This is a genomic window from Neorhizobium sp. 2083, from assembly GCF_031455615.1.
In the GTDB taxonomy this organism is placed as follows: Bacteria; Pseudomonadota; Alphaproteobacteria; order Rhizobiales; family Rhizobiaceae; genus Neorhizobium.
Genome location: NZ_JAVDTC010000004.1, coordinates 449,859 through 469,117 on the forward strand (window position 1 = coordinate 449,859; position 19,259 = coordinate 469,117).

Annotated in this window: 18 protein-coding genes; 10 read left to right on the top strand and 8 right to left on the bottom strand. The window is 63.0% G+C overall.

Going from position 1 to position 19,259, the window contains the following annotated elements; translation table 11 throughout:
- Positions 1–35 precede the first annotated feature (35 nt).
- A complete protein-coding gene (locus tag J2X76_RS18390; RefSeq protein ID WP_310218721.1) occupies positions 36–971 on the bottom strand; it encodes a LysR family transcriptional regulator in 936 nt (311 codons plus the stop codon).
- 157 nt (positions 972–1,128) lie between these two features.
- Between J2X76_RS18390 and J2X76_RS18395 the strand changes: the two genes are divergently transcribed.
- The 3 genes from J2X76_RS18395 to J2X76_RS18405 all read left to right on the top strand — a co-directional run bounded on the left by J2X76_RS18395 (position 1,129) and on the right by J2X76_RS18405 (position 6,479).
- A complete protein-coding gene (locus J2X76_RS18395; RefSeq protein WP_310218723.1) occupies positions 1,129–1,950 on the top strand; it encodes an alpha/beta hydrolase in 822 nt (273 codons plus the stop codon).
- Between the two features lie 33 nt (positions 1,951–1,983).
- On the top strand, positions 1,984–3,168 hold the full coding sequence (locus J2X76_RS18400; RefSeq protein ID WP_113129148.1) for an efflux RND transporter periplasmic adaptor subunit: 1,185 nt from the start codon (positions 1,984–1,986) through the stop codon (positions 3,166–3,168).
- Between the two features lie 131 nt (positions 3,169–3,299).
- Entirely contained in the window at positions 3,300–6,479 is a 3,180-nt protein-coding gene (locus J2X76_RS18405; RefSeq protein WP_113284828.1) for an efflux RND transporter permease subunit, read from the top strand.
- Positions 6,480–6,575: 96 nt separating this feature from the next.
- On the opposite strand, the gene J2X76_RS18410 is transcribed toward J2X76_RS18405, so the two are convergent.
- The gene (locus J2X76_RS18410; protein ID WP_310218726.1) at positions 6,576–7,346 is read right to left on the bottom strand and encodes an SDR family oxidoreductase; all 771 of its coding nucleotides are present in this window, start codon (positions 7,344–7,346) and stop codon (positions 6,576–6,578) included.
- A 104-nt stretch (positions 7,347–7,450) separates the two neighbouring features.
- On the opposite strand from J2X76_RS18410, the gene J2X76_RS18415 reads away from it, so the two are divergent.
- Positions 7,451–7,597 carry a hypothetical protein gene (locus J2X76_RS18415; protein WP_162732321.1) on the top strand — a complete coding sequence of 49 codons (147 nt, stop codon included), beginning with the start codon at positions 7,451–7,453 and terminating at the stop codon, positions 7,595–7,597.
- 122 nt (positions 7,598–7,719) lie between these two features.
- Entirely contained in the window at positions 7,720–8,400 is a 681-nt protein-coding gene (locus J2X76_RS18420) for an HAD-IA family hydrolase (protein ID WP_113129217.1), read from the top strand.
- Positions 8,401–8,403: 3 nt separating this feature from the next.
- Here J2X76_RS18420 and J2X76_RS18425 read toward each other — a convergent pair whose 3' ends face one another.
- Positions 8,404–9,765: an APC family permease gene (locus J2X76_RS18425; protein ID WP_310218727.1), complete on the bottom strand. Its 1,362-nt coding sequence runs from the start codon at positions 9,763–9,765 to the stop codon at positions 8,404–8,406.
- A gap of 313 nt (positions 9,766–10,078) precedes the next feature.
- On the opposite strand from J2X76_RS18425, the gene J2X76_RS18430 reads away from it, so the two are divergent.
- The gene (locus J2X76_RS18430; protein ID WP_113129152.1) at positions 10,079–10,741 is read left to right on the top strand and encodes a methyltransferase domain-containing protein; all 663 of its coding nucleotides are present in this window, start codon (positions 10,079–10,081) and stop codon (positions 10,739–10,741) included.
- A 17-nt stretch (positions 10,742–10,758) separates the two neighbouring features.
- Positions 10,759–11,385, top strand: coding sequence for a TetR family transcriptional regulator (locus tag J2X76_RS18435; protein WP_113129153.1), 627 nt, complete (start codon positions 10,759–10,761; stop codon positions 11,383–11,385).
- Here J2X76_RS18435 and J2X76_RS18440 read toward each other — a convergent pair whose 3' ends face one another.
- The 5 genes from J2X76_RS18440 to J2X76_RS18460 form a co-directional block, all read right to left on the bottom strand.
- Positions 11,386–11,823: a YqaA family protein gene (locus tag J2X76_RS18440; protein WP_310218728.1), complete on the bottom strand. Its 438-nt coding sequence runs from the start codon at positions 11,821–11,823 to the stop codon at positions 11,386–11,388.
- A 71-nt stretch (positions 11,824–11,894) separates the two neighbouring features.
- Entirely contained in the window at positions 11,895–14,414 is a 2,520-nt protein-coding gene (gene secD / locus J2X76_RS18445) for a protein translocase subunit SecD (protein WP_310218729.1), read from the bottom strand.
- Between the two features lie 95 nt (positions 14,415–14,509).
- Positions 14,510–14,917 carry a hypothetical protein gene (locus J2X76_RS18450; RefSeq protein ID WP_113129156.1) on the bottom strand — a complete coding sequence of 136 codons (408 nt, stop codon included), beginning with the start codon at positions 14,915–14,917 and terminating at the stop codon, positions 14,510–14,512.
- A 189-nt stretch (positions 14,918–15,106) separates the two neighbouring features.
- Complete coding sequence (locus tag J2X76_RS18455; protein WP_310218730.1) at positions 15,107–15,616, bottom strand: cupin domain-containing protein; 510 nt, start codon at positions 15,614–15,616, stop codon at positions 15,107–15,109.
- Between the two features lie 307 nt (positions 15,617–15,923).
- The gene (locus tag J2X76_RS18460) at positions 15,924–16,544 is read right to left on the bottom strand and encodes a YjbE family putative metal transport protein (protein ID WP_113129218.1); all 621 of its coding nucleotides are present in this window, start codon (positions 16,542–16,544) and stop codon (positions 15,924–15,926) included.
- Positions 16,545–16,888: 344 nt separating this feature from the next.
- On the opposite strand from J2X76_RS18460, the gene J2X76_RS18465 reads away from it, so the two are divergent.
- The 3 genes from J2X76_RS18465 to J2X76_RS18475 all read left to right on the top strand — a co-directional run bounded on the left by J2X76_RS18465 (position 16,889) and on the right by J2X76_RS18475 (position 19,168).
- Positions 16,889–17,254, top strand: coding sequence for a response regulator (locus J2X76_RS18465; protein ID WP_310218731.1), 366 nt, complete (start codon positions 16,889–16,891; stop codon positions 17,252–17,254).
- Positions 17,255–17,336: 82 nt separating this feature from the next.
- Positions 17,337–17,630: a hypothetical protein gene (locus tag J2X76_RS18470; RefSeq protein WP_310218732.1), complete on the top strand. Its 294-nt coding sequence runs from the start codon at positions 17,337–17,339 to the stop codon at positions 17,628–17,630.
- Positions 17,631–17,782: 152 nt separating this feature from the next.
- Positions 17,783–19,168 carry an FAD/NAD(P)-binding protein gene (locus J2X76_RS18475; RefSeq protein ID WP_310218733.1) on the top strand — a complete coding sequence of 462 codons (1,386 nt, stop codon included), beginning with the start codon at positions 17,783–17,785 and terminating at the stop codon, positions 19,166–19,168.
- Positions 19,169–19,259 lie beyond the last annotated feature (91 nt).

Sequence of the window (19,259 nt, forward strand, 5' to 3'; positions counted from 1 at the left end):
TCGGCGCCTTGCTGATGGCCGAGGGAGAAGCTGGCCTAGCTCGCCTTGCGCATCTGCTCGCGGCTTTCCTCGACCTTGAGGTTCTGGACGAGCTTTGCGAGCCAATCGACGAAGACCCGCACCTTGTTGGAGAGGTGGCGGGTCTGCGGATAGACGATGTAGAGGGGCAGCGATTCGCAATGCCAGTCGGAGAGAACTTCGACCAGTTCGCCTTTTTCCACTTTGTCCTTCACGATGAAACGCGGCGACTGGATGACGCCCATGCCGGAAATCGCGGCGTTGACATAGGTCCGGCTGTCGTTGACCGACACCACATATCGCGGCTGGATCTCGATCTCCTCGTCCTCACGGCGGAAGGTCATCGGCATGACGCGGCCCGATTGGGCGTTCAGGTAGCCGACGCAGAAATGCTCTTCCTCGAGGTCCTTCGGGCGCTCGGGGGAGCCGAAATTGCGGACATAGAGCGGTGCGGCATAGGCATTCATGCCGATTTCACCGACCTTACGGGCGATCAGCGACTGGTCCGTCGGAGTGCCGCCGCGCAAGGCGCAATCGACGTTTTCAGCAATGTAATCGACCAGCCGGTCGCCGACGCCGATGTCGAGCCTGATCTGCGGATAGCGCTTGTGGAAATCGCATAAGTTCGGAATGACCAGCAGGTCGGCAAAGGCGCCTGCCATTTCCACGCGCAACCGCCCGGACGGCTGGGCCTGCGAATTCGACATACTGCCGTCGAGTTCGTCGATTTCGGAGAGGAGCTGCATGGCCCGCTCGTAATAGAGCGCCCCGTCGGTCGTCACCATGACCTTGCGGGTGGTGCGGTTGAGCAGCGTCGTGCGCAGATGGGCTTCGAGGCTCTGGACGAGATTGGTAACCGTCGTTTTGGGCATGTTGAGGGTGGCCGCGGCCCGGGTGAAATTGCCGGTTTCCACGACGCGAACGAATACGCGCATTGCCGAAAGCTGATCCATTGTCTTGATTCCTGCTGCGCCGCAACATTGTTCCGAAAAATGGAATAGTGTTGTCGAATGCCGTTAGCTTGTGTGATTTCACCCGAATAATAATATCAGGTTCAAGATTGACGGCAAGCACCCCGTTTTTACTAGGGGTTTGGCCGAGGGTTTTTCAATGATGGCGCAGTGGGAAAATATCGCGTTTGACAAGTCGGCCGGGCCGGCTGTCCCGATGCGCGTCTATGAAGGACCTGCCAGAGCCAAGGTTCCGCCGCTGGTGCTTTACCTGCGGGGCGGGGCCTTTCTCGACGAACGGCGCGACGAAAACGAACGGCCGGTCGCCAAAGCGCTGGCGGAAGCCGGCGCCGTGGTGCTCGAAGCCGATTATAGCAGCGTTTCGCAGAACATGTTTCCCCAGGCGATGGAATGCGCTTTTTCGGCGCTGCAATGCCTGGCGGGACGGCGCAAGCAGTTTGGCAGCGCCAAATCGCAGCTTTTCGTTGCGGGCGACGAGGCGGGCGGCAATGTCGCGGCCGGCGTGGCGCTGAAGGCGCGCGACCTGATGCCGGGCGAATTGAGCGGGCAAATCCTGCTGTCGCCGATGATCGACCCGATGATGACGACGCAATCCTTCCGCAAGGCGGATGCGATCGGCATGGGCGAGCGCTGGGCGGAGGGCTGGAGTCATTATCTCGGCTCCCATTGCGGGTTCCAGCATCCTTACGCTGCTCCCTGTCTCTGTTCGCGGCTTTCGGGCGTCGCACCGGCACTCGTCGTGACATCGGAGGACGATCCGCTGCGCGACGAAACGCTCGCTTATGCGACTCGTCTGAGCGAAGCCGGCGTTTCGGTCAGGCAGAAGATTTTCCCGGCCAGCTGCGGCTGGACGGGCATTTACAGAGAAGGCGACGGCCAGTGGATGAAGGCGCTCAGCACCGAATTCGCCGGTTTTGTCCAGGAATTAAGTACGAAGCATAGCATATTTGAAGGTAAATAACGGCCAACTCCCGAGGCCGTAAGGAGACTACAGATGACATCGAAGATCAAAAGCTGGGCCCTGTGGGGCACTGGACTGAGCACGGCTGCGCTGATCGCGGGCGCCTCGGTCTATCTCGATCTGCCGCAGGGCGCCCAGGCCGCGCCTGCGACGGCAGCGGCTGCCGCTCCGGCCGTCCCCGTGACGGTCGCCACCGTCGAGCCGCGCAATGTTTCCACCTGGCAGGAATTCTCCGGGCGGCTGGAGGCGGTCGATCGCGTCCAGATCCGTCCGCGGGTTGCCGGCACCATCCAGTCGGTGCATTTCCGCGAAGGCGGGCTGGTGAAGCGGGGCGACCTGCTCGTCAGCATCGATCCGGAGCCTTACCAGGCGGCGGTCGCCCAGGCTGAAGGCCAGGTGGCGTCGGCGCAGGCAAGGGTCGAGCTTGCCTCGACGGAACTCGAGCGGGGCAAGAACCTCGTTTCGAAGAATACCATCTCGCAGAGCGATCTTGCCCAGCGCCAGAGCGCCCAGAGCGAAGCACTCGCCAACCTCCAGTCGGCGAAGGCGGCTCTGAAGACGGCGCAGCTCAATCTCGACTATACCGAGATCCGGGCTCCGATCGCCGGCCGCGCCGGCAAGCTGGAAATCACCGTCGGCAACCTGGTGGCGGCAGGTTCCGCGTCCGCCCCGCTGACGACGCTGGTTTCGGCCGATCCGATCTATGCGAGCTTCGACGCCGGCGAGGAGCTGGTGACCCGGACGCTCGCCGATCTCCCGGTCGTCGACGGCGCGCCTGCAATCGAACAGGTGCCGGTCGAGGTGAACACGATTGCGGCTGGAGGCACGCCGATCCGCGGCAAGCTGCAGCTGATCGACAACGAGGTGAACGCCTCGAGCGGCACGATCCGTGTGCGCGCCGTCTTCGACAATCCGGGCGGCAAGCTGATCCCCGGCCAGTTCGTGCGGGTTCGCATGGGCCAGCCGAAGGCGCAGGATCACCTGATGGTCAGTGAAAAGGCCGTCGGCACCGACCAGGACAAGAAGTTCGTCTTCGTGGTCGATGCGGCCAACACCGTTGCGTACCGGCAGGTGGAGCTGGGCACGGCGGTGGACGGCATGCGGATCGTCGAGAAGGGCCTCAATCCGGGCGACCGGATCGTCGTCAACGGCTTGCAGCGGATTCGTCCGGGCGCCGTCGTCCAGCCCGAGGAAGAGGCGAAAGTCGCCAACAAGTAATGCCTTGAGCGGCGGCTAGTCCGCCGTCTCCCCCCACGCTCATCCAGTTCCGGTTCGTGGAGCTTGCGGCCTTTTGGCCGCGAGCCAGGACCGTTTCGCCTCTTGTTCAACCCCGGAGAGAGGGCTTTGACATGAATATTTCCAGGTTTTTCGTCGACAGGCCGGTGTTTGCGGCCGTGCTGTCGATCCTCATCGTGGTCGCGGGCCTGATCGGCATGCGGTCGCTGCCGATTTCCGAATATCCCAATGTGGTCCCGCCTTCGATTGTCGTGCGTGCCACCTATCCTGGCGCCAACCCGACGGTCATCGCCGAAACGGTCGCGACGCCGCTCGAAGAGCAGATCAACGGGGTCGAGGACATGCTCTACATGTCCAGCCAGGCGACCTCCGACGGCGTAATGACGCTGACCGTCACCTTCAAGCTCGGGACCGACCCGGACAAGGCGCAGCAGCTCGTTCAGAACCGCGTGAGCCAGGCCGAACCGCGCCTGCCGGCAGAAGTGCGTTCGATCGGTCTGACGACCGTCAAGAGCTCGCCGGACTTCATCATGGTGGTCAACCTCGTCTCCGACCGATACGACATTACCTACCTGCGCAACTATGCAACGCTCAACGTCAAGGACCGGCTGAACCGCATCCAGGGCGTCGGCCAGGTTCAGGTGTTCGGCGCCGGCGACTATTCGATGCGCGTGTGGATCGATCCGCAGAAGGCTGCCGAGCATTCGTTGGCCGCAAGCGATATCTCGAATGCCATCCGCAGCCAGAACGTCCAGGCGGCGGCGGGCATTATCGGTGCCTCGCCGAACCCTCAGGGCGTCGACCTGCAGCTCAACGTCAATGCCCAGGGGCGCCTGCGCACCCCGGAAGAGTTCGGCAACATCATCGTGAAGAGCGGTCAGAACGGTGAAATCACCCGGTTGCGGGATGTCGCCCGCATTGAGCTTGGTGCTGCTGATTATACGCTGCGCTCGCTGCTCGACGGTCGTCCGGCCGTTGCCGTCGCGGTTCTCCAGGCGCCGGGTTCGAACGCGATCGAGATCGCCGACAACGTCAAGGCGACCATGGACCAGCTGCAGCTGGCGATGCCGCAGGGCGTGAAATACGAGATCGTCTACGATACGACCAAATTCGTGCGCGCATCGATCGAGAAGGTCATCGATACGCTGCTCGAAGCCATCGCGCTCGTCGTGCTCGTGGTCATCATCTTCCTGCAGACCTGGCGTGCCTCGATCATTCCGCTGATCGCCGTTCCCGTCTCGATCATCGGCACGTTCGGGATCATGTATGCTTTCGGCTTCTCGATCAACGCGCTGACATTGTTCGGCCTCGTGCTGGCGATCGGTATCGTCGTCGACGATGCGATCGTCGTGGTGGAAAATGTCGAGCGCAATATCGAGGGCGGCTTAAGTCCGCGTGATGCGACCTACAAGGCGATGAAGGAAGTCTCCGGTCCGATTATCGCGATCGCGCTGGTTCTGGTCGCGGTCTTCGTGCCGCTCGCCTTCATCAGCGGGCTTTCCGGGCAGTTCTACCGGCAGTTCGCGCTGACGATCGCGATTTCGACCGTCATCTCGGCGATCAACTCGCTGACGCTGTCGCCGGCACTTGCTGCCTTGCTGCTCAAGGACCATCACGCCAAGAAGGATTGGCTGACCCGGTTCATGGATGCGATCTTCGGCTGGTTCTTCCGCGGCTTCAACCGCGTCTTCGGTGCGGCTTCCAACGGCTACGGCCGCACGGTCGGCGGGTTGCTCTCGCGCAAGAGCCTGGTGATGATCATCTATCTGGCTCTCGTCGGTGCGACCTACAGCATGTTCAATGCGGTACCGGGCGGCTTCGTGCCGGCACAGGACAAGCAGTATCTGATCGGCTTTGCCCAGCTTCCGGACGGCGCCACGTTGGACCGCACCGAAGACGTGATCAAGCGGATGAGCGATATCACCCTGGCACAGCCTGGCGTCGAACACGCCATCGCTTTCCCGGGCCTGTCGATCAACGGTTTCACGATCGGCTCGAATGCCGGCATCGTCTTCGCGGTTCTCGACGACTTCGAAAACCGCAAGACGCCGGAGCTTTCTGGCGGTGCGATTGCCATGCAGCTGAACCAGAAGTTCGGCGCCATCCAGGACGCCTATATCGCCATGTTCCCGCCGCCGCCGGTCAACGGCCTCGGTACGACGGGCGGGTTCAAGCTGCAGATCGAGGACCGTGCAGGCCTCGGTAATCAGGCGCTTGACGAGGCCACCAAGGCGGTCATCGCCAAGGCCTATCAGACGCCTGAACTTGCCGGCATCTTCTCGAGCTTCCAGATCAACGTGCCGCAGCTCTATGCCGATCTCGACCGCGCCAAGGCCGAACAGCTTGGCGTGTCGGTGACCGACGTCTTCGAAACGCTGCAGATCTATCTCGGCTCGCTCTATGTGAACGACTTCAACGCCTTCGGCCGCACCTACAGCGTCCGGGTGCAGGCGGACGCCAAGTTCCGCGCCAAGCCTGAAGACATCGGTCAGTTGAAGGTCCGTTCGCAGTCCGGTCAGATGATCCCGCTCTCGGCTCTGCTGAAAGTGGATGCTCAGACCGGTCCGGAACGGGCGACCCGCTACAACGGTTTCCTGTCCTCCGATATCAACGGCGCTCCGGCTCCGGGCTTCTCGTCCGGCCAGGCTGAGGCTGCGATTACGAAGATCCTCGACGAGACGCTGCCCGCGGGTATCGACTTCGAATGGACGGACCTGACCTACCAGCAGATCCTCGCCGGCAATTCCAGCATCGTGGTCTTCCCGCTGGCGCTGCTGCTCGTCTACCTCGTGCTCGCCGCCCAGTATGAAAGCCTGACCCTGCCGATCGCGATCATCATGATCGTGCCGATGGGCGTGCTTGCCGCCTTGACCGGCGTCTGGCTGACCGGTGGAGACAACAACATCTTCACCCAGATCGGGCTTGTGGTGCTTGTGGGTCTCTCGGCGAAGAACGCGATCCTGATCGTGGAGTTCGCCCGGGAACTGGAGTTCGAAGGCCGAACGCCGTTCCAGGCGGCGGTCGAGGCGAGCCGTCTGCGCCTGCGTCCGATCCTGATGACCTCCATGGCCTTCATCATGGGTGTCGTGCCGCTGGTCGTGTCGACCGGCGCGGGTGCGGAAATGCGCTCCGCCATGGGTATCGCGGTGTTCTCCGGCATGATCGGGGTGACGTTCTTCGGCATCTTCATGACACCGGTCTTCTACATGCTGGCACGTTTGCTTACCGGCAGCCGTCCTCTGCGGCAGCACGGTACGGAGGAGGCGGCTCCCGCTCTCTCTCCAGCGGAGTAAGGTCATCCTCCGGCGCCGCGCGGGTTCTTTCCACCGGGAACCCGCGCGGTATTTTTATGTCTGCTCGCTGATGTGAGTCCGGATCGAAAACCGCTCCTAGAGCGCACCGCCGTCGATGACGACCGTCTGGGCCGTCATGGCGGCGGACGCGTTTGAAGCAAGGAACAGGCAGGGCCCCACAAGGTCTTCCGCCACCAGCACCCGCTTCAGGGACTGGCGCTCGACCATCGCCGTGATGCTGTCGTCGTTCAGCCAGAGTTTCTTCTGCCGTTCGGTGACGATCATGCCGGGAAGGATGGCGTTGACGCGGATGTTTTCAGGGCCGAGCTTTCCGGCGAGGCTCTTGGTCAGGCCGATGATCCCGGCCTTGGCGGTCGCATAGGCGGGCAATCCGCCCATGTTGAGCAGGTAGGCGATCGACGAGAAATTGACGATCGCGCCACCGCCTTCCTTTCGCAGGTGAGGGACGGCGGCCTGGGAGACGAAGAACATCTGCTTGATGTTGATGGCCTGGGCGTTGTCCCAGTATTCCTCGGTCACCGTCTCGAATTCGTGACGGTCGTCCCAGCCGGCGTTGTTGACCAGCACCGACAGCGCGCCGAGCTCCCGCGCAGCCGTGTCGACGGCGGCTTTCGTATCGGCCACATTGCGCAGGTCGGCCTTCAGATAGAGCACGGGATGACGGGCGGTCCCGGCGAGTCGCTCCACCAGCTCGCGGCTCGGTTGATCGGCAATGTCGATGAATGCGACCTTGGCGCCCTGGACAGCGAAGCCTTCCACCAGGGCGGCGCCGATGCCGGACCCGCCACCGGTGATCAGCACGCCGCGGTCGGCGAGATCGGCATGCCTTACGGAAATTTCGGCCAAAACATCCTCCCTGTCCGGCTTGGTCGCCAAGTTCTATCGCTTCGAGGCAGGAAGACAAGGATGACCGACAAACTCTCGCCATCTGAGGACGCAAAGGTCGGGCCATGACCATTGCAACTGGAATAGCCATCGGCGTTGGCCTGGGTACGGTGTTCGGGACGGCCGTTTTCGATAATATCGGCATCGGTATCGCCGTGGGCATCGCGATGGGCGTCGCCCTTTCGCAGTTCATGCATTCGCGAACGAAATAGCACGGGCGGCGGCCGGATGTGCATTCGCAGAATTGCCTTCCGACATCATAGCCATTACTCGGAGGTCGGCGTTTCCGGCCGCTTCCCCTTTGAGTCGGAGCCTGACGACAAAGGAATTTTCCGTGGCCCTTCCCGATGCCGAAATCTCGATTCCCGAAAAGACCTATGCCGCCTTCCTGTTCGATATGGACGGAACAATCCTGAACTCGCTCGCTTCGGCAGAACGCGTCTGGGGCCGCTGGGCGGCGAAGATGGGACTGGATGTCGAGAAATTTCTGCCGACCATGCATGGCAAACGCGGCATCGACACGATCAGCGCGCTGAACCTGCCGGGCATCGATCCGCTTATCGAGGCGGAGGGCATCCTGCGCGGCGAGATCGAGGATGTCGAAGGCGTGGTGCCGATCCCGGGCGCGGTGGAATTCCTGTCGGCTTTGCCTCCCGAGCGGTGGGCGATCGTCACGTCGTCGCCGATCGAGCTCGCCAAGGTGCGGCTTGCGGCGGCCGGCATTCCGTTGCCGCGCTACATGGTGACCGCCGAAGACGTCACCGTCGGCAAGCCCAACCCGCAAGGCTATATTCTCGGCTCGGAACGCCTCGGCGTCAGCCCGGCCGATGTTCTGGTGTTCGAGGATGTGATGGCCGGCATAAAGGCGGGCGAGGCAGCGGGTGCCGACGTTATGGTCATTACCGCCACCCATTCCCATGCGATCGAAACCGGGCATTCGAAAATACCCGGTTATCTCGACGTAGTGCCGCATATCGGCGAGGACGGGCGGCTTTCGGTCCGTCGCAAGGCCTGAACCTCAGGCGGGCTGGTTCGACGTCCGCATGATGCTGACCGTCGCGACCCAGAGCACGACGCCCAGGCCGAGCAGGCAGGCGGCAATCAGATACTGGACCGGATCGCGGCCGGTCCAGGGGCCAGCGAGGAACGCGCAGGAGATGGCGCCCAGCACCGGCAGGATGGTCGGCGTGCGGAAATGCTTGTGCCCGACCGTGTCCTTGCGCAGGACGAGCACCGTGACGTTGACGATCGCGAAGACGCAGAGCAGCAAGAGCGCCGTGGTGCCGCCGAGCGCCGGGACGCCACCGGCGAACAGGATCAGGCCGACCGCGAGCAGCGAGGTGAAGCCGATCGCGATATAGGGCGTGCGGCGGCCGGAATGGACCTTGCCAAGCACCGAGGGCAGTACGCCTTCACGCGCCATGCCGTAGATCAGGCGGCTCGCCATCATCATGTTGATCAGCGCCGAGTTGGCGACCGCGAACATGGTGATGACGGCGAATATGCCGATCGGGAAGCCCGGCGCGCCGGCCTGCACGACCTTCAAGAGCGGGGTCTCGCCCTGGCCGAGTTCGCTGGCGGGCACAAGCGTGATCGCCGAAATTGCCACCAGGACATAGATGAGGCCTGTAAGGCCAAGGCCAGTCAGCAGCACTTTCGGAAACATCCGGCTTGGCTCCTTGCATTCCTCGGCCATGTTGACCGAGTCCTCGAAACCGACCATGGCGAAGAAGGCGAGCGTGGTCGCGGCGATCACCGGCCAGAAGACCCCTCCACTGTCCGGCGCCGCAAACGTCCAGGCGCGGGAAACGTCGCCCTGGCCGCCGGCAATCGCCCAGAAGCCGATCCCGATGATGATCAGCAGGCCGGTCAGTTCGACGACGGTCAGCAGCACGTTCATCCTGACGCTTTCTCCGACCCCGCGGAAATTGATGGCGGCGACCAGCACGATGAACCCGACGGCGATCAGCGGCACACCCCAGGCGCCAAGATCGATGCTGAGCGAGGTGGCGAAGTTGGAGGCGAACGCACGCGACGCGGTTGCGGCGGAGGTGATGCCGGAGGACATCACCGCGAAGGCCACCAGGAAGGTGACGAAATGGATGCCGAAGGCCTTGTGGGTATAAAGGGCGGCGCCGGCGGCGCGAGGATATTTGGTGACCAGCTCGAGATAACTGAAAGCGGTGAGGAGGGCGACGACGAAGGCGATGAGGAAGGGCAGCCAGACAACACCGCCGACCTGGGCGGCGACCTGGCCGGTGAGGGCGTAGATGCCCGTGCCGAGAATATCCCCGACGATAAACAGCAGAAGCAGCCCAGGCCCCATCATCCGATGCAGTTCGGTCTTCTGCTCGCCCGGTTCCGTACCCAACCCTTCCATAAGTTCCTCCTTGAATGATCAAACTCCCGCATCAGTTTGCTCAATGGGAACAAGCGGCGGTTGTTCCCGAGAAAATGCGAGGGTTTCGGCTGTTTCCCGCTAGACTGAAAGGACTAGGCAAATTTCCACGATAATCTTGCACTCGGTGCAAATATTTCCTAAATGAAGGGTATGCGAACGCTGCGCCGCACAAAATTGCCGCCGAAAGGCCTGTTTTTTCATAACGGAGGTTTTTATGCCTTGGAATTGCCATTCAGGCTGTGAAGGTCGGCGCAATACTCGATCGCATCTTCAAACCGGTGAGTCTCTGACCATGAGAGCAGATGCCGCATTCTCCGATTTCCTGCATTTCTTCCGTTCCTGGATCAGCAATCCGTTGCGGGTGGCGGCGGTGGCGCCGTCCGGCGACTCGCTTGCCAGGCTGATGACCCAGGAAATCGCGCCGATCGACGGGCCGGTCATCGAGCTCGGGCCGGGCACCGGCGTTTTCACCCGCGCGCTGCTTGCCCGCGGCGTCGCGCAATCGGATCTGACGCTGATCGAATACGGACCGGAATTCGTGCCGGGTCTGCAGCGGCGGTTTCCGGAAGCGCGGGTTCTGCAGATGGATGCAGCCAAGCTGGCGCACGAGGATATTTTCGAGGGCGATCCCGTCGGCGCGGTGGTCAGCGGCCTGCCGCTGCTTTCCATGTCCCCGCGCAAGATTACCGCGATCCTCGGCGGCGCCTTTACCTATATCCGCCCCGGCGGTTCATTCTACCAGTTCACCTACGGCCCGCGCTGCCCGGTGCCGCGCCCGATCCTCGACCGGCTCGGCCTGAAGGCCGTCCATGTCGGCCATACCGTACGCAACCTGCCGCCCGCTTCCGTCTACCGGATCTCCCGCCGCAAGCCGCTGGACCTGACGCGGGAGCGTTCCAGGTATCGTGTCGAGGAGACCGGCCCGATCGAGAATGCCGACGAAACGGGCGGCTGAGCAAGACCGCGGATGAAATGACCAAGACGACGGGTGGCGCGACGGAAGGCCGGCGGGAGACCAAGCGCCGGCAAACCCGCGAACGCATCGAGGAAGCGGCGATGAGCCTGTTCCTCGAACGCGGTTTCGACAATACGACGATCGAGGAGATCGCCGAACGCGCCGAGGTGTCGAAACGAAGTTTCTTCGACTATTTTCCCTCCAAGGAAGAGGTCGTGTTCGCCTGGCAGGACGGTTTTGCTGACCACATGATGGCGGCGATCGCGTCAAGGCCGGCGGATGAGCCTGCCGTCAAGGCGGTGCAACATGGCCTTGTGAGCGCCATCGTCTCGGCAGCCGACGAAAGAACGATGGCGCTCGGAGAACTGATCCGGCGCACACCGACGCTGAAGGCCCGCGACCAGCTCAAATATGCAAAGCTCGAAGCGAAGCTTACCGAGGCGCTGAAGGCGAGGGGCCGCAGCGACGAGGAGCGGCTGCGCATGCGCCTGCTGGCCGCCGTGGTGATCGGCGCCCTGCGGGCCGGCGGAGAAATCTGGAACGAGCAGCCGCCGGGCACGTCGCTGGAAACCTTCGCGCATCGGTTCTTCGGCGATTTCTGGAAGGTGCTTGCCGAATTCGGAAACGAGGGGCAGGGCGGCTGATCAGGCAACGCTCAGCGTCGCGGCGGCGAGCACCACGTAGCGCAGCGCCTTGCCGATGAAAACGAGGATCAGAAAGGTCGGCATCGGCTCCTTCAGCACGCCGGCCGCGACCGTGATCGCGTCGCCGCCGATCGGCATCCAGCTCAAGAGCAGCGACCATTTTCCGTATTTACGGTACCAGGCCTGCGCCCTGTCCAGCTTCTCCCCGCTCACCGGAAACCACCGGCTGTCCCGAAAACGCTCGACGCCGCGCCCCAACAGCCAATTCACGGCCGCGCCCAGCGTGTTGCCGATCGACGCCACCAGCAGCAGACCCGCGAGCGAATACCGGTCGCTCAGGATCAGGCCGACGAGAATTGCCTCCGACTGCATCGGAAAGATCGTCGCGGCGATGAAGGCGGCGGAGAAGAGCCCCGCATAGGCGGCAAGATCGAGCATGGGTCTCGGTGTCGGTGGACATGAAAAAGGGCGGATCAAAATCCGCCCTTCCTTGCATTTCGGGTGGTCGATCAGGCCTTGGTGGCGTTTTCGACCTCTTCGGCAGCCGCCTCCGGCTTCTTGGCATGGCGTTTGCGCCAGTCGCCGAGGAAGAGCAGGATCGGGGCCGCGATGAACACCGACGATGCGCCGGCGACGAGGATGCCGAACGCCATCGGCACCGCGAAGCTTTCCACCGCGCTGCCGCCCCAGATCGCCATCGGCAGAAGCGACAGGAAGGCGGTGGCATTGGTGTAGAGGCTTCGGGCCAGCGTTTCGTTGATCGACTTGTCGATCAGTTCCCGCAGAGGCATGGACTTGTAGAGCCGCATGTTTTCACGCATGCGGTCATAGACGACGACCTTGTCGTTGACCGAATAACCGACCATCGTCAGCACCGCCGCGATCGCCGTGAGGTTGAAGTCGAGGCCGGTGATGGCGAAGAAGCCCACCAGCTTGGTGACGTCGAGCACCAGGGTGACGATGGCGCCGACCGCGAACGGCCATTCGAACCGCACCCAGATGTAGATCAACATCGCGACGCTGGCGATGAAGACCGACAGGAAGCCGGCAATGGCAAGCTCGCCCGAGACCTTCGGGCCGATGACGTCGGTGCCCTGGACGGTGGCGGTGGAGTCGATCTTGACGACCTCGTCCTTCAGCTTGGTGACGGCCGCCGTCTGCGCCTCTTCGCCGCCTTCCTGACGCTGGGCGCGCACCAGGATGGTGTTCGGATCGCCAAACGACTGCAGCGTGATTTCGCCGAGGTCGAGCGTGTTCAGACCTTCGCGGAACTTGGCGAGATCGGCGGGGCCTTGCGTCTTGACGGACATCTGGATGCCGCCGCGGAAATCGACGCCGTAGTTCAGGCCCGGATAGAAGAACAGCCCGACCGAGGCGATCGACAGGATGGCGGAGACCGCCACGCCGAAGAAGCGCGCCTTCATGAACTGGATGTGCTTGTCATAGGGGCTGAACGGGATCAGCGGCCGGATGTTCAAGACCTTCAGCTTGAAGCGGCGGGTCAGCGCGATCATCGTGACGCGGACGAAGGCGACCGACGTGAACATCGAGATGATCAGGCCGAGACCCATGGTGACGGCAAAACCGCGCACCGGACCGGAGCCGAAGTAGAACAGGATGGCGGCGGCGATGAGCGCGGTCATGTTGCCGTCGACGATGGTCGAATAGGCGCGGTTGAAACCGACGTCGATGGCGGCGAAGGCGCCGCGGCCTTTACGCGTTTCTTCTCGGATACGCTCGTTGATCAGCACGTTGGCGTCGACGGCAAGGCCGATACCGAGAACGATACCGGCGATACCGGGCAGCGTCAGCGTTGCACCGACCAGCGTCAGGGCCGAGAAGGTCAGGATCGTGTGGATCAGCAGCGCGACGTTCGCGAGGATACCCCAGGTGCCGTAGAGGACCAGGATAAAGACAGCGACGAGGACGAAGCCGACGAGGCCGGAATAGAGGCCCATCTGGATCGCGTCGGCGCCCAGGTCGGCGCCAACGGTGCGTTCCTCGATGACGGTAAGCTTGGCCGGCAGTGCGCCGGCGCGCAGCAGCGCGGAGAGCGTATTGGCTTCCGACACCGAGAAGCCGCCGGAGATCTGACCCGAACCGCCGGTGATCGGCGTGCGGATGACCGGCGCGCTCAGCACCTTGTTGTCGAGCACGATCGCGAAAGGACGGCCGACATTCTGCTGGGTGATCTGGGCAAAGCGGTTGGCGCCGGCCGAATCGAAGCGGAAGTTGACGACCGGCTCGTTGGTCTGCTGGTCGAAGGCGGCGCGGGCATCCGTCAGCCGGTCGCCCGAAAGCTCGACGCGGTCGAGGACCGGATACTGGTTGCCACGCTCGTCGGCGAGCATGGTGACGCCGGCCTCGCCCTGCTGGCCGAGGAGATGGAAGCTCATCTTGGCGGTCGAGCCGAGAAGCTGGCGCAGGCGCGTCGGATCCTGTTCGCCCGGAAGCTGGACGAGAACGCGGTCGGAGCCGATGCGCTGGATGGTCGGTTCGGCGACGCCCACCTGGTCAACGCGCTGGCGGATGATCTCGAGCGACTGATCGACTGCGGCGGTGATGTGCGAATTGATGCCGGATTCGGTCTGGGCGACCGAGATCGTATTGTCGGAAGGCGTGGTGATCGCGAGATCGCTGGCACCGACGGTGGTGCCGAAGCTGACCGGGTTGGAAAGAGTCTGGAGTTCGGTGACTGCTGCACCACGCTGGGCAGCGTCGCGCAGCGCGACCGTCACGGTATCGCCGGTGCGACGGATCGCGGTGGTCGTGATGTTCTTTTCGCGCAATACGCGGCGGGATTCCTGAAGCAGGCTCTGGACGCGTTCGTTGATCAGGTCGGCCCGGTCGACTTCCAGCACGAGATGCGAGCCGCCGCGCAGGTCGAGGCCGAGCGAGACGCGGCTGTGCGGCAGCCAGGCGGGAAGGCGGTCAAGCGTCGACTGCGGAATGACGTTCGGCAGCGCCACCAGAATGCCGAGGAAGATGATGGCGAGATAGGTCGTCACCAGCCACGGGGAATTTCTCATGTTTCTAATCCTGCTGAGCCCATGGTACGCGCGGGGGCGATCGGCATGGGCGGCCTTAATTGGTGATCATGGGAGCGCCACGGGGCGCAGTCGTCTCAGGCGCGCGCCGGCGGCGCACGCGGGAGCGACCCGTGCCAGAACGGCGAGGTTGCCGGATCGGAAGACTGTTTGGACGCAAAGGCCGATGCGAAAACCGGAAAGCTGATTTCGATGGCGCGGGCTTCCAGCGCGCCGCCGGCCGTCTGCCAATGAGCGCCCGTGCCATCCTTGCGGTCCATGGCGGCAAGTGCGCGCAAGGGTTCGCGCTTAGTCAGGTGCGGCGTGTCGTTGCTTTTGTCGGCCGAGACGGCGCCGCGAGGGAACTGCACGTCCTTGACGACGCCGGAGAGCAGGCCGAACAGGGCGGCGATCAGCAGGGCAGCGGCAAAAACCGGCCAGCGCGACAGGAGGCTTTCCTGTCGACGTCCGTTTCTCGTCCGCTTGTCCCGCGGAAACAGCGCCATCCGCATCAGCTCCGGAGCGTTAGAAAATCCCGAAGTCCTTGCTTCGGAACGGAATGCCGCCTTCTAAAGGAGAGGCTTACCGGGGTCAATCTCCAGCGTGGGGAGCGTAAGCGCAGATTGCGGCGGTATTTGCGCCGATCACAACATTCAGCGCCTCAAGACCTCGTTGGCCGGTCTGCCGGGACGCTCCTACTTGTGGATCGGGTCCTTCCACAACACCTCTTCCGGCTTCTCGATAGGTTCTATGTCGAGATTGACCACGACCGGGTCCTGGCCGGAGCGGCAGAGGACGCATTCCAGCGTCTCGTCGGGGCTGGCGTTGATCTCCTGATGCGGCACATAGGGCGGCACGTAGATGAAATCGCCGGGGCCAGCTTCGGCGACGAATTCGAGATTGTCGCCCCAGCGCATCCGCGCTTTTCCCTTCAGCACGTAGATGATGCTTTCGAGATCGCCGTGGTGATGGGCGCCGGTCTTGGCGTTGGCGTGGATGGTGACCGTTCCGGCCCAGATCTTTTCGGCGCCCGCGCGGGCGTTGTTGATCGCGGTCGCGCGGTTCATGCCGGGGGTCTGGGCGGTGTTGGGATCGAGCGAATTGCCTGGAATGACCTTCACGCCGTGCTCGCGCCAATCGACGTGGGAATGACCGTCATGGTCATTGTCATGAGGGTGATGATGATCGTCGTGGCTATGGCTCAAGATCGTTCTCATTGACTGGGACGGGGCTCACCAGCTCTCGCGAGCAGGGGGTCCGCGAGCCCCTAACCGGCGTCATGCCGGCTGGAGGCCACGTAGCTTTGCTTGGAGAACATGATCAATGGGAACGGCCCAAATGTCAAAGGCTTGGTGAGCGAAGGGTAACTTTCCTGTGTCAAATCAAGACACTATCGCATTTGCGCGATCTCCGTTACCCTCTCCGGCGTGAGGTGCGGACCAAGCTGCTGCCTGCCGTTGAAACACGAATGGGGATGGCGATCACCACCCGGATCGGGGTCCTGACGGAAGCTTATACGCCCTGGATGAGCGGCAGGACTTCGATCGAGCCCTGATAGATCATGTCAAGCGCGACATAGACGATGACGGCCAGGCCCAGATAGGCGATCCAGCGGAACCGGGACAGGAGCTTGGCGACGAAGTTGGCAGCAACCCCCATCAGCGCGATCGAGACGACCAGGCCGATGATCAGCACCGTCGAATGCTCCTTGGCGGCGCCGGCGACGGCCAGCACGTTGTCGAGCGACATGGAGACGTCGGCGACGACGATCTGGGTGGCGGCCTGGAAAAAGGTCTTCTCGGCGGCCCTTTCCTTCGCTTCGGCGGCGGCGTGGGCATCGTCACCCTGGCCTTCGCGCAGTTCGCTCCACATTTTCCAGCAGACCCAGGCCAGCAGCAATCCACCGGCAAGCTGAAGCCCCTTGATCGCCAGGAGGTAGGTGGCGATGACCGCGAACACGAGGCGCAGCACGGTTGCCGCCGTGATCCCGAACAGGATCGCCTTCTTGCGAAGCGCGGCAGGAAGACCGGCGGCGGCAAGGCCGATGACGATGGCATTGTCGCCGGAAAGAACGAGGTTGATGGCAATGACCTCGAGAAGAGCCGCAAAGCCGGCCGCGGTGAAGAGTTCCATCATGAAGCGTGAACCTGAATAGGGGAGTGGATGAGGGTGGAAGGCTGAATTGATCTTCTAGTCACTTTTTCGTGGGGATTGGTACAGGATATTTCAGGGCGCTTGGCAAGCGGATTTTCATTCTGTCAAACGGCATTATCCATTATCGAAGGACAGGGCGCCAACGGGACGACAAATGCCCCCGGTAATAGCTTGTTTACTCCCGGTTAAGTTCCACTTGTCGCGACTCGCCTGTCTCCTATATGGCCTCTCGGCGGAGCGTGTCCCCACCTTGCCGCGTCGTGGAGCGGATTTCTTGCTTTTGAGGCCAGGGGGCAAGTGTCCGAAGGATGAAGGAGACGTTCATGGCGCAGAAAGCTGTTGTCCTCGTCGTCGAGGATGAACCGCTGATCCGATTCACCACGCTCGATGCGCTGGAGGAGGTCGGACACCAGGTGCTGGAGGCAGGCAATGCCGACGAGGCCATGGTGCTGTTCCGCAATCGCGCCGATATCGATATCGTCTTCACCGACGTCAACATGGCGGGTTCCATGGATGGCATCCAGCTTGCCCAGCGCATCCGCGCGATCCGGCCGAGCATCGGCATCATCATCACGTCGGGCGTCGTCAGCCTCGACCCGATGCTGCTGCCCACCAATACGGTTTTTCTGCCGAAACCCTATCAGCACGACATGCTTCTTTCCTCGATCCACGAAATGATGCCCGGCTGAACGTCGGCAGGCCGAAGGCGGCCCGCGGAACCAAGTGAGCCCGCTCGCGGTTATTTCCTCCGATCAACCGGAGGAGTTACAGATGCTGACGAGGCTTATCGCATTTTCCGCCATCGCGCTTTCGGCCGCACCCGTCCTGGCCCAGACGTCCGGCACGAGCGCCACGACCTTGCCCGGGACAACCACCACGCTTGATGCCAATTCCGGCGTCTCGACGGGCACGACGCTTCCCGGCGTCACCGATCCCACGACGACCAACAGCACGACGGGCACCGTCGACCAGGAAGATCATTGCCAGCCGCCGGGGACGCCGAGCAATACCAATCCGAGCGCCGAGCTTCCAACGCTGCCGCGCCCTGAACAGGCTTGCAACTGACAGGGACCGCGAAAACGCCTTTACTCTTCGTCAATCTCTATTAAGTTGGTAGAGATTGAAGCGACCAGCGGAAGCAGATCCAAGTCCTGCTCCCGCAGCTTCCAAGACAGCCTTTCGCCCCAGATCAACCAAGGACGAGGAGTGTGTGCTTGATGACCTATGATGTCGCCGTCGTCGGTTCCGGTTTTTCCGCAATCGCGCTTACCATCAACCTCCTGCGTTTCCTGCCGTCCTCCGCTTCGATCGCCGTCGTCGGCGACGATCCGGGCTTTGGGCGGGGCACGGCCTACCGCACCGAATTCTACCTGCACCGGCTCAATGTCCCGGCGGCCCGGATGAGCGTGTTTCCGGATCGTCCGGACGATTTCGTCGAATGGCTGCGGCGTCAGGGCAGGGCAGCCTTTCCGGAGGATTTTGCCTCGCGGGGCAACTACGGCCTCTATCTGCGCGACACGCTGGCCTCGCTGCTGAGGCCCCGCGAGCGGCGCGCGCATGTGGATTTCATCCGGGCGAAGGCGACCGCCTGCGTTCAGTGCGAGCGGGACGGGATCGTCTTTCATCTCGACAATGCCGGTGAACTGCGCGCCCGCACCGTCATTCTGGCGCTCGGCGTCGGCAATGCCGACCTGCCTTTGCCGAAGGATCGCATCGATCCCGGCCTCGGCTCCCGAATCGTCGACAATCCCTGGCGGCTCGGGTGGCTGTCGCGTCTTGGCCGCACCGACGAGGTCTGTATCTTCGGATCCGGCCTGACGATGATCGACCAGGTGCTGTCGCTGCGCGCCCAAGGACATCGGGGCCGCATCCATGTCCTGTCCCGGCGCGGACTGGTGCCGCATCCGCACCCGACCCGACGCGCCACTCCCGTCGCTCCGGACCTGCCCGAGAGCAGAGATATCAGCACGCTCCTGCATGCGCTGCGGCGGCAGGTGGAGAACGGGGCCGACTGGCGCGGCGTGGTCGACGGACTGAGGCCGCAGACCCAGGCCCTGTGGCAGGGGCTCGGCGTCGATCAGCGCTCCCGTTTCCTTCGGCACGCGCTTGCCTGGTGGAACATTCACCGCCACCGTATCGCCCCGGAAGTGTTCGCCCGCTTCAACGCGCTCCTGAAGGACGGCACGGTGACCGTGCATGCCGGTTTCCTTCGCTCGATCGGCAGGGATGGCGCCGGTGCGAGCGTCCGTTTCAGGCGCCGCGGCACGCAGGACCACGTTTCCTTCCACGCGGATTGGATCGTCAATTGCACCGGCATGGAGCGCGCCGGCATCGGCCATTCGCCGCTGCTGACCGAGATGCGGAACCGCGAGATGATCGCGATGGACGAACTCGGGCTTGGTATTTCCGTCGATAGGCAATCCCGCGTTCTCGATCCGGATGGCCGGCCACAGCCCGGCCTGTTTGCGGCCGGCGCGCTGACCGCGGGCCAGTTCTGGGAGATCACGGCTGTGCCGGATATCCGCGTGCAGGCCAAGGCGCTTGCCGAGACGATCGCGGCCGAAATCGCCCGGACGGCGCCGCGGCCTGCCCGCATCGCGTGATGGGGCGCTCCGTGAGCATGATTTTCTCCTGACGGAGTATCTGCGGCAGGTTCCTTGCTTTCATGCTGCGGCATCGACGCTAATCTTGAGC

Excerpts from the sequence above, each read along its gene's own strand:
- J2X76_RS18465 (WP_310218731.1), top strand. The coding sequence starts at position 16,889 with ATGGCGCAGAAAGCTGTTGTCCTCGTCGTCGAGGATGAACCGCTGATC.
- J2X76_RS18470 (WP_310218732.1), top strand. The coding sequence starts at position 17,337 with ATGCTGACGAGGCTTATCGCATTTTCCGCCATCGCGCTTTCGGCCGCA.
- J2X76_RS18415 (WP_162732321.1), top strand. The coding sequence starts at position 7,451 with ATGACCATTGCAACTGGAATAGCCATCGGCGTTGGCCTGGGTACGGTG.
- J2X76_RS18450 (WP_113129156.1), bottom strand. The coding sequence starts at position 14,917 with ATGGCGCTGTTTCCGCGGGACAAGCGGACGAGAAACGGACGTCGACAG.
- J2X76_RS18440 (WP_310218728.1), bottom strand. The coding sequence starts at position 11,823 with ATGCTCGATCTTGCCGCCTATGCGGGGCTCTTCTCCGCCGCCTTCATC.
- J2X76_RS18425 (WP_310218727.1), bottom strand. The coding sequence starts at position 9,765 with ATGGAAGGGTTGGGTACGGAACCGGGCGAGCAGAAGACCGAACTGCAT.
- J2X76_RS18405 (WP_113284828.1), top strand. The coding sequence starts at position 3,300 with ATGAATATTTCCAGGTTTTTCGTCGACAGGCCGGTGTTTGCGGCCGTG.
- J2X76_RS18400 (WP_113129148.1), top strand. The coding sequence starts at position 1,984 with ATGACATCGAAGATCAAAAGCTGGGCCCTGTGGGGCACTGGACTGAGC.
- J2X76_RS18395 (WP_310218723.1), top strand. The coding sequence starts at position 1,129 with ATGATGGCGCAGTGGGAAAATATCGCGTTTGACAAGTCGGCCGGGCCG.
- J2X76_RS18435 (WP_113129153.1), top strand. The coding sequence starts at position 10,759 with ATGACCAAGACGACGGGTGGCGCGACGGAAGGCCGGCGGGAGACCAAG.
- J2X76_RS18460 (WP_113129218.1), bottom strand. The coding sequence starts at position 16,544 with ATGGAACTCTTCACCGCGGCCGGCTTTGCGGCTCTTCTCGAGGTCATT.
- J2X76_RS18390 (WP_310218721.1), bottom strand. The coding sequence starts at position 971 with ATGGATCAGCTTTCGGCAATGCGCGTATTCGTTCGCGTCGTGGAAACC.
- J2X76_RS18475 (WP_310218733.1), top strand. The coding sequence starts at position 17,783 with ATGACCTATGATGTCGCCGTCGTCGGTTCCGGTTTTTCCGCAATCGCG.
- secD (WP_310218729.1), bottom strand. The coding sequence starts at position 14,414 with ATGAGAAATTCCCCGTGGCTGGTGACGACCTATCTCGCCATCATCTTC.
- J2X76_RS18430 (WP_113129152.1), top strand. The coding sequence starts at position 10,079 with ATGAGAGCAGATGCCGCATTCTCCGATTTCCTGCATTTCTTCCGTTCC.